Source organism: Rubritalea marina DSM 17716, assembly GCF_000378105.1.
Classification (GTDB): Bacteria; Verrucomicrobiota; Verrucomicrobiia; order Verrucomicrobiales; family Akkermansiaceae; genus Rubritalea; species Rubritalea marina.
Genome location: NZ_KB899262.1, coordinates 65,474 through 79,721, shown reverse-complemented (window position 1 = coordinate 79,721; position 14,248 = coordinate 65,474). Strand labels below are relative to the sequence as shown.

The window sequence follows — 14,248 nt, the reverse complement described above, 5'->3', positions numbered from 1 at the left end:
CAGGCTTAGCCCCTCTTCACTTTGAAAGCGGGAATTACAAGGGAGTGAGAAAAATATACGGTGGACGCGCTCGGCCACGAACAGCTCTCTACATGGCTGCGGTAGTAGCTTTGAGACATAACCCTGAACTAAAAAGCTTTGGAGCTAGACTTCGTGACGCGGGAAAAGCAGGTCGAGCCATCGTGATTGCTGTTGCTCGGAAACTTCTTATCCATCTCAATTCTTTGGTTAAAAAAGAAATTTACGGAATATAGTTGCTGGTATGTGAATCGCCTTCAGCGATGGATTCCCTTTGGTTTGCATTGCCATTAGCTGTGGATAGTTGACCTGTATCACCAGAGCTGATCAAGGTGCCAGCCCAGTCAAAGGCGCAGCTGCATGGCTGGGATTTAGGTGCGAATAAAGATCTTGCCTGAAGGGCAAGGGGATAAGACCAGCTCGAACGCTTTCGTCACATATCTAGGACCTTAGTTCGCCTCGCTGAGCTCGAGTAGTGCGGTGGCGAGCTTGTGGATGTGCTCTTCGCTGTGGCTGGCGGTGATGGTGATGCGCAGTCTGGCGGTATTGCGGGGCACGGTGGGGTAACGGATTGCGGGGCAGATGAGCTGGTAATCTTCGCGCAGTGTTTGCATGAGTGAGAGTGCTTTGTTGGTATCGCCTACTTGCCATGCGATGATCGAGCTCTCAGGTACTGGGGTGTTGGTCAGTTCCGCGAAGAGGTTGAGGTTGTTCCAGAGTTTGGCGCGGAGCTTGGACCCTTCATCGCTATGGATGAGCTTGAGAGCGGCTAGGCCGGCTGCGTACTGGGCGGGTGGGGCAGCGGTGGAGTAGATGAAAGAGCGCGCTTTATTTACCAACAATTGGATGATGTTGTGGCTGGCGGCTAGGTAGCCACCGGCGCTGCCGGCAGCCTTGCCTAGGGTGCCCATCTGCAGTTCGATCTCGTCTGAGCATGCGAGTTGAGACGCGAGGCCCATGCCGTGTTCACCATAGATGCCTAGGGCGTGCGCTTCATCGACCAGAAGCCAGGCGCCGTAGCGGTTTTTTAGATTGATCATTTCGCGCAATGGCGCGGTGTCGCCGTCCATGCTGAAGACCCCCTCGGTGACGATGATGCAGCGTTGCTCAGGCTCGGATTTGGCCCTAACCGATTGGAGGATTTTTTCTAACTTCTCTAGGTTGTTGTGGGGGAAGACGCGGATGGTGGCGCCCGATAGGCGGGCACCATCGATGAGTGATGCGTGGCTGAGTTTGTCGAGGATGATGGTGTCACCTTTACCTACGAGGGCGCTGAGGGTGCCTACCGAGGTGGTGTAGCCATTGGCGAAGACCAAGGCAGCTTCGGTGCCTTTGGCATTGGCGATCCATTGCTCCAGCGCTTTTGAGGGTGTTTGGCTGCCAAAGACGAGGCGAGATGAGCCAGTGCCAGTGCCCCATTGCTGGGTGCTGCGAATCGCGGCATCGATCAGCTTTGGATGTTGGGCTAGGCCGAGGTAGTCGTTGCTTGAGAAGTTGAGGTATTCCTTGCCTTCGAGCACGATGGTAGCCCCCGCCGCCGATTCATTGTGGCTGAGCTTGCGTAGCTGGTTGCTCTGTTCGAGGGAATCGAGCTCAGACTCGGGCGTGCGCATGGTTGTTCGTGCTACCTGGCTTAGGTTTCGGGAGTTGCTATAAGCCCAGTCCCCAGTTGAGTAGGCGTTCGGAGTCGGTCCAGATGGTGCTGGAGGTGGCGCCGAGCACCACGGCGATGACGGTACGGCCGTTGTGGGTGCCGGAGCTCACAAGGCAGCGTCCGGAGGCTCGGGTGGTGCCTGTCTTCATGCCGTTGCAGTACGGGTTTTTCCCTAGTAGGCGGTTGGTGTTTTTGAGGAGTTTCTTCGAGCCATTGGAGTAGCGGAAGTGATAGCTTTGGATTTTCATCATTTCGCGGATCTCTGGTCGGCTGTAGGCATTGCGCGACATGATGGCGACGTCGTAGGCGGTGGAGTATTGGCCTTTCACGGTGAGACCGTTGGGATTGATGAAATTTGAATTGTGCATGCCCAATTGCTTGGCCTTGCGGTTCATGTATTTGGAGAAGGCCGTTTGGCTTCCAGAGACATCGCGTGCGAGGGCGCGAGCGACGTCGTTGGCGGATTTGACGATGAGCACCTGGAGTAGATCTTTGCGGGTGTAGCGTTGGCCTGGCTTGAGGTAGAGTTTGGTGGGCTCGCAGTATGTATCGCTTTGCTGGATGGTGACGGAATCACGTAGCGATCCGGCATCGAGCACGCAGAGGGCGGTGAGGAGCTTCTGAGTGGAGGCTACGGCACATTTTTGGTGGGCATTTTTGGCGAAAAGGATTTTGCCGCTACGGTAGTCGATGACGATGGCTCGCTTGGCACCGATTGTCGGCGGGGTGGAGCGAGCCTCTGCGCTCGTGCCTGAGAGAATGGTGAGTGCGAGTGAGCCTAGAATGAGGGATTTGAGAGAGAAAAGAAAGCGACGTGATGTCATGCCGAGGATGATTCCCCACTGGGCAGAAAGAATCAAGTGCTCAGTCGATCGTTGATCGATAATGCGCCGATTCCTTTCATTCTTGAAAATGAATTGATTACGCCTGGAGTCAGAAACATCGGTAAAATAAAATCCTAAAAAAGAGCAAAAAAGATCTTGCAATGAAATGGGAATCATGGATATTTCCGCCGTCGTCGCAAGGCGGCACGCAGCAAGTGAACGCAGGAATAGCTCAGCGGTAGAGCATCTCGTTTACACCGAGGCGGTCGGGGGTTCAAATCCCTCTTCCTGTACCACTTGTTTATGATCACCGGTCAATCTCTGAGAGATGGCTGGTTTTTTTATGCCATGAAGTATGTCATCATACTTGTCACATGAAATAATCAGCGCGATGAAGCAGCGGAAATTGAAACTTGGTGTGCTGGGCTCGGGGTCGGGCACCAACATGCAGGCCATCCTCGATGCGATTGAGGCTGGTTCGCTCCATGCTGAAATTGTGTTGGTGCTGAGCGACCAGGAAGATGCGTTTATTTTAGAGCGCGCCCGCCGGGTTGGTATACCGGCCGGGTTGATTGATTGTGGCGGATTCCGCAGCAAGTTTCCGGAGGAGAAGCAAGCGATTGTGGCGCAGCGTTTGCTTGGCGCTGGGGTTGATTTGGTTTGCCTAGCGGGCTTCATGCGATTGGTGAAGGCTGAGTTGCTCAATGCATTTCCGCAGCGGGTATTAAATATTCATCCCTCCTTGCTTCCTGCTTATCCGGGTTTGATGGCTTGGAAGCAGGCAGTAGACGACGGAGCGGCTGAGAGCGGCTGCACCGTGCACTACGTGGATGTGGGGATGGACACGGGGCCAATCATCCAGCAGGCGCGCGTGCCGGTGCTGGAGGGGGATACTGCAGAGACTCTGCATCAGAGGATTCAGGTTCAAGAGCACAGGCTTTACCCCGAGGTGATTCAAGGCATGGCATCTGTGCTTTTAGGCTGAGCCCGGGTGATTTGGCCGATCATTACGATGGCAGAATCTTCTTGGGGTTCTGGCTGGCTAACATTGTTAGGATCGGGTAAATCTTAGAGATGCGAGCGGGAATTGAGCTTGGGGGTACGAAGGTGGTGGTGGCGATAGCGGCTGCAGATGGTTCGGTGCAGGAGCAGTATCGTTTTGCTACTACGACGCCAGATGAGACCCTGGAGGCGGCAGGGGCTTGGCTGAATGAGCGCGGTGTCGTGACGCAGCTCGGGGTGGCCGCGTTTGGCCCGATCGAAGTGAACCCTCGTAGCGTGGATTACGGTAAGGTGTTGAACTCACCGAAGAGCGCGTGGATCGGGTGCAATGTGGTGGAAGTGTTGCGTGCTCATTTGCCGCAGGCGCATGTGGTGCTGGATACCGATGTGAATGCGGCGGTCTTGGCTGAGGCGAAGTCGGGTGCGGCGCGCGGGTATGAGAATGTGTCATACATCACGGTAGGCACCGGAATTGGTGCTGGATTTTTAGTGGATGGGCGTCTTAGCCACGGGGCTTTACATTCGGAGTTTGGCCACCTTAAGACGCCTCGGCATCCTGAGGACTCCTATGCAGGTGCTTGTCCCTTCCATGGCGATTGTTTAGAAGGGATGGCCTCGGGCACGGCGATTGCGCTGCGCTGGGGCTGCGCTGCGCAGGAGCTGGATCCCGGGCATCGGGCGTGGGATTGGGAAGCATGGTATCTGGCGCACGGCATTTTAGCGATGCTTGCGATCACCAGCCCGAGTGTGGTGGTGTTGGGGGGTGGGGTGTCTCAGGTTGAGGGACTTCATGCTGCGGTGGAGCGCAGGTTGCGTGAGCTAGCAGCTGGGTATTTTCCTGTTTTGGATGGATCTGAGCAATTCGTTGTACCGCCATGTTTTGCGCAGGATGCTGGGATTCGAGGGGCATTTTTGTTGGCAGAGTCATGCTGAGTGGAGGAGTGAACACCTGACTCATGATGGATTTATTTGCAGAGGAGCCGCGCAACATCTTAAGGCATGATGGTGAGGTTTGGTACCGTGCTGAGGCATTGGATGCTCAGTGCGGTGATGTTTGGTTTGCCGCGTTGTTGGCAGATGAGCATTGGAGCAATGATGTCTTGATGATGTTTGGCAAGGAAGTCACGACGGCACGTCAGGTGATTTGGTATGGGGATGCGGGCCTGAGTTATCGATACTCTGGGGTGACCAAGCACGCGATTCCGTGGTCGGATACGATGCTAGAGATTTTGGATTGGGTGGAACACGTGACTGGCGAACGGTTTAATTCCTGTTTGTTGAATCGGTATCAGAGTGGTGATGAAGGGATGGGGTGGCACAGCGACAATGAGCCGGAGCTCGGTGAGGAACCGGTGATTGCGGCATTGAGTTTGGGCGCTGAACGGCGGATGCGCTTTCGCCATATTTCTAGCAAAGAAACAGCAGCGATTGACCTCGTGCATGGTAGCTTGTTGGTGATGCGTGGGAGTACTCAAGAGCGTTGGCAGCATTGCATCGCTAAGACAAAGAGAATCAATGAGCCGCGCGTGAGTTTGACCTTCCGTCGAGTGGTCCAATGCTAGTGGCTTTGCGCATGGACTAAGATGGCAGCAGCGGTGGATGCTTTGGCTGAAAGGATCCTCTCACTTTGGGGTATTATTATGGTGAAAGAATCAAGACGTATCGTTAGTATGCAAAACGATGATCAAGCGAATGTACCCATACCTGTGTGCGGCAATAGTGGGATTGCCAGCTCTCGGCACTGCGGCTGAGAAGGACACACTCCCCCCGTTGGTAGACGGCAAAGCGCCGCAAACTCATGAAGAAGCTTGGAGCGGCTTCGACCCGCGCAAGGAACCATTGGATGTGGAAGTCCTCAAGGAGTGGGAACAAGATGGCGTGGCGCTTCAGGTGCTGCGCTATCGTATCGGGGTATTCAAGGGCCAGAAGGCGATGATGATCGGGGTATATGGCTACCCGAAAGACGCGATGGAAAAGGGTGAGAAAATCCCAGGTTTGGTGCAGATCCACGGAGGCGGCCAGTACGCGCACGAAGCGGCGGTGCTCACCAATGCCAAGCGCGGATACGCTACGATTTCGATCTCATGGGCTGGCCGGATCTCGGCGAAAGGATACTTTGTGAACCCCAATGTGGTGAAGCTCTTTTGGGAAGGAAAGACCGACAACCCTCAATACAAACTCACCACCGACTGGGGTGCATTGGATGCCTACCACGCGCCGAGCCGCCATGGCAAAGACGCCTTTGTCGCTATCCGCAAGGGTGAGGAAGATTGGACTCTCGACTCGGTAGAGTCACCGCGTAATAGCTCGTGGTTCCTCTGTGCCCTTGGCGCCCGCCGCGCCTTGACTTTCCTAGAACAACAACCAGTGGTGGACCCAGAGCGCCTCGGTGTCTACGGCCACTCCATGGGTGGTAAGCTCACGGTTCTAACGACCGGTGCTGACTCTCGTGTGAAAGCGTCCGCACCTTCCTGTGGTGGTGTCTCTGACTATGCGAACGAGAACCCACTGCATCGCAATGTGGTGGGAGATTCGACGAGCTTGCAGAAGATTGATTGCCCTATCCTGTTCCTGAAGCCGGCCAACGACTTCCACGGTCGCATCAACGATGTGCCGAAGGCGGTGGATGATATTCAGACGAAGGAATGGCGAGTGACAAGCTCACCGCACCACAACCATCAAGACACCCCGGAGTACGAAGTGGCGACTCAGCTGTGGTTTGACGAGCACCTCAAGGGAAGCTTCAAGTTTCCTGAGACACCAGGCTTCAAGGTGGATCTGAGCAAGGGAGTGCCGAAAGCCTTCGTGCAAGTGGATGCTTCACGCCCGGTGCAATCGGTGGAAGTCTTCTACACCCAACAAGGGAAAAACCCAGGGGCAAAGCTTGATATCGACAATGTGAAGAACCGCCATTGGCGCTATGCGAAGACAAGCAACAAGGGTTCCTTCTGGGAGGCCGAGATGCCATTGATCAGTTCGGATAAGCCGCTCTGGGCTTACGCCAATGTGACCTACGGGCTGGACGAGCCCGTGACGATTGCTGGCTACTATTATGCGGTGCGTAGCGCAGACAAGTTTGTGCTTTCCTCATTGCTCTCGATGACGGCGCCGGCGCAGCTTCAGGAAGCTGAGGTGAAGGCGACATTGAAGCCGAGCAACATGATCGAAGACTTCTCTGAGGGATGGCAGAAAGAATGGTTCAGCTACAAGCCGGGCTGGGGCCGTAGCACTCACAAGGTCTATGACCCGCAGTGGAAGGCTCCAGAGGGAGCCAAGCTCGCACTCCAAGTGTCATGCAAAGAGAAGAATGCCTTGGTGATCACCATCGATGGATACGCTACGGAAGTGGCGCTTGAGGGTGGCAATTCTTGGGAGGCGATCGAGCTCCCAGCCTCAGCATTCAAGAATCAAGCTGATGAGGCTCTAGCGAGCTTCCAAGGGATCAAAGAACTGCGCCTTTCACCCACCGAGGTGTTGCGAGGCAAGCCAGAGAACAAGACTCTGGGCAAGGAATGGGTCGGTCCAGACCCAGTCTTCAATGACCTCCATTGGGTGCCGGGAAAGCCTGCAGCGAAGCAAAGCACTGCGAATAAAGGTGGCTGGTCGCAGGCGCAGCCAGACACGACTTGGACCTACAAGACGGTGGATGGCAACGACTTCACGCTTTCAGTATTTTTGCCCGAAGGCTACGCAGAATCGGATGAGGTCTACCCGACTTTCGTGGTGTACCACGGCGGTAGCTGGCGCACTGGCGAACCTAACTGGCATTACCCAGATTGTGCCTACTGGCGTGACCGTGGGATGGTAGCTGTGTCGGTAAAGTACCGCCTGCAGAAGCGTGATAATGTGGAAGTGCCCTTAGAGTGTGTGAAGGATGCGAAGTCGGCGATCCGCTATCTGCGCAAGAATGCGGCGAAGTTGAAGATCGATACGAACAAAATCGTTGCGGCAGGTGGCTCAGCGGGTGGTCAGATGGCAGCAGCTGTGGCGACCCTGGACGACCCATCTACCAATGATGCGGTCTACGACACCTCGATCTCTTGTGTCCCGAACGCGGTGATTCTCTACAATCCATATTTCCGTTGTAAAGCCGAGCTTTCACCGCCGAATTTTGTACGATCAGGATTGCCGCCATTCATCACATTTTTGGGTGACCAAGACCCGGCGATTCCGGTGAAGGACTTGCTGGCATTTCATGAGAAATTGAAAGCATCAGGTGGTGCTTCTGAGTATTATGTGGGGAAGGATGGCAAGCATGGCCTCTGCAATGGCAGGAACCCACGCAATCCCTACTTTTATTGGTCATTGAATTTAGAAGATCAATTTCTTGTGAAGCATGGGATCTTGACTGGTTCTTCACTCGTGGCAGTGCCTCAAGGGGTGAAAACCATGGTGGATGGCAAAGACTACCAAAGCTACAAATAATAAACACACTCTCTCCGGAAAAGGTGGCGCAGCTAAGAATCGGTGCCACGACTTCGGCCATTGAGTGTTGAGACGAAATTTACACACAATCAAGCTGCTAAATGATTGACTATGAAGCCCATTAATCATAGGGCAAAGTCAATCAGAATTGGCATAGTATAAATGAAGGATATTGCGATGAACGGAAATAAAAATTTGACCTACCTAGGAGTATTAAGTGTGGTGGCTGTTGCCGGCTTGAGCTCGTGCGACAAGCTACCATTCAAGAGTGTGGACGCCGATGGCGCTGAAGCTAATGAGCCGACTCGAGAGAAGGCGTTGCCATTTGACAACCGCGACTATTCCTTCGGTTATTGGAAAAACGGCATGCGCAAGCATCGCGACGATAGCTCGGCTGATGTGCTCAGCATCGAGACCGGTTACTTTGGCTTGGAGGTCGATGTGGCAAAGCTGCAGGACGCCAAGTTTGGTTTCTTCAACGACAGCTTAGACTACAATGAGGCACTTGCCGCTGACGGCAAGCGCATGGAGCTGCTAAAGCCAGCGGAGCTCTTGGTAGAGTTGGAGCATGAGGGCAATGTCTATCGTGCCTTCACTAGCCGTGCAGCGCGTGAGCGCGAGCAAGGAAAGCGCTTTCAGAGCACGCGCATGTGGGAGTCTGCGCGCTTGGCGCAGTATTTCGATATCCAGAAGCTAGAATTCAAAGATGCAGAGGGCAAGGCTCTCGGCGTGGATGCGACTCTGAATATCCAAACTTGGCCCGATTCTTTGGCAATCAGTGCCGAGCTCGAGCCAGCGATCGATTACAAGACTGGACCTGAAGAGGGAATCGTGGGCAATGGGCTCTGTGTGAGTGAGAAGTCCATCGAAATCCCACATGAAGCGGGCATGGAGAATGAGACATTCACCTTTGAAGCGTGGATCAAGATTCCTGAACGCAAGTTTAATTCTAGCAATGGATGGATCCTAGCGAAGAACCATCATGAGAGTTTTGATGGTAACTTTGGTTTCATGTTTGGTCACATGCAAGCGACTGCGGTGATGAACATTGGAGGTAAAGCGAATCGCCACTACCTCCGCTCCGGTGGCCATTCAGTGCTCCCAGACAAGTGGCATCACTACGCGCTGAGCTACGATGGCGAAACCATGCGATTTTTCCTCGATGGACGTGAGCGTCAGTCCAAGAAAATTGGGCGTCCTCGTAAGACTAGTAATGGCGTGATGCGCATTGGCCAACGTCCAGACGGTCATGGTGCGATCAACGAAGTTGTGGTGGATCAGATTCGTATGTGGAACCGCGTGCTTCCAGTGAATGAGCTGCGCCAGCATACCCACCACCCCGGCAAGCTGAGTAACCGTAATGGCCTCACCTACGAGAACAACTTTGAAGATGGTTCGAAGATCGAGCGTCCAGCCTGGAAGAATGCTACCATGCGCGTGGCTCTCAAGACTGAAGGGAACGACTGGAAGACCGAGCATCTCGTCGAAGGAGATTGGAAAGTGGGTGAAACGCAGAAGCTCATTCTCAATTGTGATTGGGAGAAAAAGGACTACAGCGATGTGAAGGTCACGACTTCGATGAAGTTGAACGAGCTTCCAGCGGTGGAGTTCCGCAAGGACTATGGTTGCTTTGTCTCGCTGGTGAATCGCCCGAAGCGCGACTTCAAAAAAGGATACACCGACATCCGCGCCTACGATGAACTCGACATTGTGGTGCAGGCATCCAGCAAGAAGAACGTGCCATTCATGATGGAGATGTTCGATCCTGCGAATGTGACTGGTGTCTGCCCAATCCTCTGCGATGAGCATGGCGTGCCTACTGGCATCCCAGTACAGCTCAGTAAGAACTGGCACGAAGCGCACATGGGGCCGTACTCCCGCTTCTACGTCTTGCTCCCAGCGAGTGCTGAGGAAAAGAAGTACAAGCTAAGAATGCCATACGGCTTTTACGGCACCCTACCTACCACGCACCATGCACAGCTTTCCTTGGTTGGATACGGCGGCAATGGCCGTTGGGACCAGCTTGGTATCGGTTGTTGGGGTGAGACCTACTGCATGGACATGGACATGAGCTGTGTGGATGTGGTGGTCACTGACGTGCGCATGCTGATGGCACGCGATGGCAAGGAAGGTAAAAAGTGGGGCTGGACTGATGCTGGCTGGGGTGGCGATTGGCTTGGCTTGAAAGATGGCAAGGGTCAGAAGCACCTCTTCAATGGTCTTAAAACCGCCTACATCGCTCACGGTCCCTGTCTCACTGAAGTTCACTACGACGGCTACTACGGTGCCGAGCGTCAGGTGGATGTGGCCTCTACTGTGAGAACTCTCCGTACCGACGACCACGCCCGAACCTTCACCACCATGAAGTATGTCTTCGACAAGCCGGTGGATGCCAAAGGTTGGCTCTTCAAGATGGGTCGCACCAGCGGCTACATCACACCTAAGATTGCATACGGTAATGTCGATGGCTTGATCAAGGAGCACGACGTGCCAGAAGGTCTCAAGCTCAATGAGGAATTCGTAAAACCGACCACGCTGCAGGGCGAAGGTCCGTGGTGGGTTTCCTTCCCAGGGGCACATAGCAAGCTGCGTAAGGAATGGGGAACAGGGTACCGTGCACTGGTGATTCGCTCCTACAAGGCAGTGATCGGCGGCAAAGAGTACACCAACCCAACCGTTTCCTTCCCGATGTTCCGCTGGTCTGAAGGCCAGAAGCCGAACCTCGACTGTCTCCTCACCGCGCCAGAAGGTGTGACTGAGTTCCAGCCAGGCGACTCGGTGGAGTTTGATGTGCAGTGGATCACCTTACCACGCCAAGCCGACGACTACTACGGACCAAATGAAAGCTTCCGTAAGCACGTGACTGAAAACCCAGCATCATGGGTGACCACACATCGCGAGGCGGTGAAGAACAATCTCAAGGTGGATGTCAGCGGTGGCAGCTTGCTGCACAGCTACCCAGTGATCGTGAAGGCAAACCAGCAGGATGAGATTGTGGTCGATATCCAGGGTGGTACCGGCTATGTGCCAATCCGCTTCGAAGGCCTCCACGAAGGCTCTGGCTACAGCCTCTACCAGGTGGTGGATGGCAAGGAAGTGAAGCTCGATCAATCGGCGCACGGCAACGACTTCTGGCAGACCGACTACGACACCAAGTCCAATAGCTTCAAGTTCAGCTACAACCTTCCGCTCGACGACGTAGCAAGCTCCAAGTGGGTGCTGCGCCGCGACCAATAAGGAAGCCGCTCTTTCCAACATCCCCGCTGATTGATTGGGCGGGACAAGAACAGATTCAGCAAGGCAGGCGTTCGCGTCTGCCTTGCTTTTTTCTGCCCAGACTTGTCATACAGAAATCGTGCGGCTTAGCATTTTTCTGATGCCTGTTTGAATGATTCGTCAGAATCTCGCAGTAGCTACTGATGCACCCACTACAAATTGAGTAATACTAATAAATGATACTATGATGAAAAAATATCGAATCATACTAGCCGTGATGGCGGCTGGTGTGAGCCCGCTGTTGGCGGCCACCCTAGATAAATACGATGTCGTTTGGGATTCTCCGAGTGAGAATTGCCACGGATCGATGCCGATTGGCAATGGCGACCTAGCAGCGAACGTCTGGGTGGAGCCGAATGGCGACCTGGTGTTCTTGCTCTCGAAGAGTGATAGCTGGAGCGCGCATCAGGAATTGATGAAGCTTGGGCGCATCCGCGTGCGTTTGGATAAGCCATTGGTGGCAGCAAATGCCAAGTTCGAGCAACGTCTCGACCTCGACACCGGGACGATTCAGATCCAGGGGGCGGGGAAGACCTTGCAATTCTGGATCGATGCCAACAACCCGGTGGTGAATGTCCAGATCCAAGGTGATGAGGCGTATTCCGCCAAGGTGATGCTGGAGACCTGGCGCGCCGCGGGCAAGCCGATGAGCGGCGGCGCAGTGCCCGACGTGGTGCTGCCTGCTAAGGACAACTCCCTCCGTTGGTACCAACGCAATGTCAGTTCGATTTTCCAATCCACCTTTGACACCCAGCACTTGGGTGAGTCGGCCTCCAAGTACCATGACCCACTCAAGCACCTGACCTTCGGTTGTGTCGTTTCGGGTGAGGGTTTGGTGAGCCAAGACCAGAGCAACTTGGTGACAGCAGCTCCGACCAAGAGCTTGAATATTCAAGTGCATGCACTCACCGCACAGACGGATACGCCGGATGCTTGGGTGCAGCAGATCGAAGCGCAGCAGGATAGCGTCGAGGCGAAGCCGCTGGCGCAGACCCGCCAAGCACACGACGCCTACTGGAAGGGCTTTTGGTCGCGCAGCCACATCTATGTGTCTGGCAGCCCCGAGGCGGAGCAGGTGACGAATGCCTATGTGCTGCAGCGCTGGATGCAATCTTGTGCTGGCCGTGGTGCCTATCCGATCAAGTTCAATGGTTCCTTGTTCACGGTTGATGGATTGATTCGAGATCATAAGACCAAGGAAGTGCGAGATCACGGCCCGGACTGGCGCCAGTGGGGTGGACCGTATTGGTTCCAGAACACACGCCTGAGCTACTGGCCAATGCTTTATTCTGGCGACTACGCGCAGATGAAGTCGCTCTGGGAAATGTATCGCAAGGCGATTCCTTTGCTGCAGGAGCGCACCAAGACCTACTTCAAGCATGAAGGGATTTACTTCTCCGAAACGATGCACCCGTGGGGATTGAACCGCATTGTCGACTTCGGGCGCAACAACCCAGGCTTCATCCCGCAGAACCCGTACATGAAGTACAACTGGGACTGTGGCTTTGAGCTTTCCTTGATGATGCTCGATTACTACGCCCACACCGGCGATCAAGAGTTCGCGAAGACGACACTCATTCCGATCGCTGATGAGGTGCTCAAGTTCTACGATCAGCACTACAAGCGTGCGGAAGACGGTACCGTCAAAATCTACCCATCAATGGCCTTGGAGACTTGGCAGGATACCGAGAACCCACTTCCAGTCGTGGCTGGCCTACGCTCCGTGCTCGATGGTATGCTAGCTCTCCCAGCCTCCCTCTCCAGCGCGGCGCAGCGTGCGAATTGGCAGCGCTTCCTGGGTGAGATCCCACCAGTGCCATTCGCGGAGGAAAATGGTAAGAAGTGGCTCACTCCGGGTAAGGTCTTCAAAGACTTGAAGAACTCCGAGACACCTGAGCTCTACGCAGTATTCCCATACCGCCTCTACTCCGTGGCTCAGCCAGATGTGGAAATGGCACGTGAGGCCTACCACCGTCGCCGTAACAAGATGACTGGTGGCTGGAGACAGGACCCGATCCAAGCTGCCATGCTCGGCCTCACTGATGAAGCGAAGATGCTTGTGGTGACCAATGCGACCAACCGTTCTCCGATCGGCATGAAGCAGATCGAAGAAGCTCGCTTCCCCGCGATCTGGGGGCCGAATTTTGATTGGCTTCCAGACCAATGCCACGGCTCTGTGACGATGATTGCGCTGCAGCGAATGATCATGCTACCAGAGGGTGAGAAGATTCACCTTCTCCCAGCTTGGCCTAGCGATTGGAATGCGGAGTTCAAGCTGAACGCACCAAAAAATACCGTAGTTGAGGCTAAGGTAGAAGGCGGTAAAGTGGTGGAACTCAAGGTCACACCTGAATCACGCCGCAAAGATGTTGTGATCATCGGCGCACAATAAAGAGAGTCTCACATAGCACTCTCAAACATCTCTCACACGGGCAGGCTACTTGGTCTGCCCGTTTTTAATTCCCTCACTTTTTGCAGCGCTTTCTTCGCAGTAAAGTGAGAGTGGCTGAGCCCAGGAGAAGCGTGCTGGTGCTAGGCTCAGGAACAACAGATCCCGCAACAGCTATGCCTAGGTCATTAGGGTTCGAGACTCCAGTCACGTCGGAGATCAGGCCTCCGTAGTTGATGTTTAGTTCAAGGTCCACGGTCTTGTTGGTGCTGGTATCGAGAATTGCCATGTCAGCAGCGTCATAAGCTGTGACAATCATACTGAAGGAAAGTGGTCCAGAGCTCACAGGCGTATCTAGTTTATACACGGACATGCCATTTTCGTAATCTTTCATGTACTCGCCAGCATGTGAAGCTGAGAAGAGTGTGCCGTAGTTGGGGCGAAGAAACTGCGGGTTGCCGTCGAGATCGAAGTCGAAGGCGATAATCGAAATGCCATTCGGAGTTTTATCAGAGTCTGTGACATTGGTGAAGTCGACAGAGTATTGAATGCTATTGTTACTCAAATCGTAGATCACATCTACGGAATGGATAATCGCTCCAACGCTGATTTCGCATAGAAGGATTGATGAGAGAAGAAGAGTGCGCATGATATTCATGT

The 14,248-nt window shown here is 54.2% G+C and carries 10 protein-coding genes and 1 tRNA gene; 8 read left to right on the top strand and 3 right to left on the bottom strand.

Going from position 1 to position 14,248, the window contains the following annotated elements; translation table 11 throughout:
• Nucleotides 1-254 (top strand): transposase (locus F454_RS16165; RefSeq protein WP_026292871.1); only part of this gene is annotated, 254 nt, incomplete at its 5' end.
• A gap of 213 nt (nucleotides 255-467) precedes the next feature.
• Here F454_RS16165 and F454_RS0111735 read toward each other — a convergent pair.
• Both F454_RS0111735 and F454_RS15065 read right to left on the bottom strand, forming a co-directional pair.
• Nucleotides 468-1,631 carry an aminotransferase class I/II-fold pyridoxal phosphate-dependent enzyme gene (locus tag F454_RS0111735; protein WP_018970854.1) on the bottom strand — a complete coding sequence of 388 codons (1,164 nt, stop codon included), beginning with the start codon at nucleotides 1,629-1,631 and terminating at the stop codon, nucleotides 468-470.
• Between the two features lie 37 nt (nucleotides 1,632-1,668).
• Nucleotides 1,669-2,532 carry a D-alanyl-D-alanine carboxypeptidase family protein gene (locus tag F454_RS15065; RefSeq protein ID WP_169334392.1) on the bottom strand — a complete coding sequence of 288 codons (864 nt, stop codon included), beginning with the start codon at nucleotides 2,530-2,532 and terminating at the stop codon, nucleotides 1,669-1,671.
• Between the two features lie 185 nt (nucleotides 2,533-2,717).
• On the opposite strand from F454_RS15065, the gene F454_RS0111725 reads away from it, so the two are divergent.
• The 7 genes from F454_RS0111725 (at nucleotide 2,718) to F454_RS0111695 (ending at nucleotide 13,591) form a co-directional block, all read left to right on the top strand.
• Nucleotides 2,718-2,792, top strand: a tRNA-Val gene (locus F454_RS0111725).
• 95 nt (nucleotides 2,793-2,887) lie between these two features.
• Nucleotides 2,888-3,481 carry a phosphoribosylglycinamide formyltransferase gene (gene purN, locus F454_RS0111720; protein WP_018970852.1) on the top strand — a complete coding sequence of 198 codons (594 nt, stop codon included), beginning with the start codon at nucleotides 2,888-2,890 and terminating at the stop codon, nucleotides 3,479-3,481.
• 89 nt (nucleotides 3,482-3,570) lie between these two features.
• Nucleotides 3,571-4,431: an ROK family protein gene (locus F454_RS0111715; protein ID WP_018970851.1), complete on the top strand. Its 861-nt coding sequence runs from the start codon at nucleotides 3,571-3,573 to the stop codon at nucleotides 4,429-4,431.
• Between the two features lie 23 nt (nucleotides 4,432-4,454).
• Complete coding sequence (locus tag F454_RS0111710; RefSeq protein ID WP_018970850.1) at nucleotides 4,455-5,060, top strand: alpha-ketoglutarate-dependent dioxygenase AlkB family protein; 606 nt, start codon at nucleotides 4,455-4,457, stop codon at nucleotides 5,058-5,060.
• Between the two features lie 118 nt (nucleotides 5,061-5,178).
• On the top strand, nucleotides 5,179-7,923 hold the full coding sequence (locus tag F454_RS15060; protein ID WP_018970849.1) for an alpha/beta hydrolase fold domain-containing protein: 2,745 nt from the start codon (nucleotides 5,179-5,181) through the stop codon (nucleotides 7,921-7,923).
• A gap of 177 nt (nucleotides 7,924-8,100) precedes the next feature.
• The gene (locus tag F454_RS15905) at nucleotides 8,101-11,160 is read left to right on the top strand and encodes a LamG domain-containing protein (protein ID WP_169334391.1); all 3,060 of its coding nucleotides are present in this window, start codon (nucleotides 8,101-8,103) and stop codon (nucleotides 11,158-11,160) included.
• 223 nt (nucleotides 11,161-11,383) lie between these two features.
• A complete protein-coding gene (locus F454_RS0111695) occupies nucleotides 11,384-13,591 on the top strand; it encodes a DUF5703 domain-containing protein (protein ID WP_156817261.1) in 2,208 nt (735 codons plus the stop codon).
• A 73-nt stretch (nucleotides 13,592-13,664) separates the two neighbouring features.
• On the opposite strand, the gene F454_RS0111690 is transcribed toward F454_RS0111695, so the two are convergent.
• Nucleotides 13,665-14,237, bottom strand: a complete 573-nt coding sequence (locus F454_RS0111690) for a PEP-CTERM sorting domain-containing protein (protein WP_169334390.1) — start codon at nucleotides 14,235-14,237, stop codon at nucleotides 13,665-13,667.
• Between the last annotated feature and the right edge of the window lie 11 nt (nucleotides 14,238-14,248).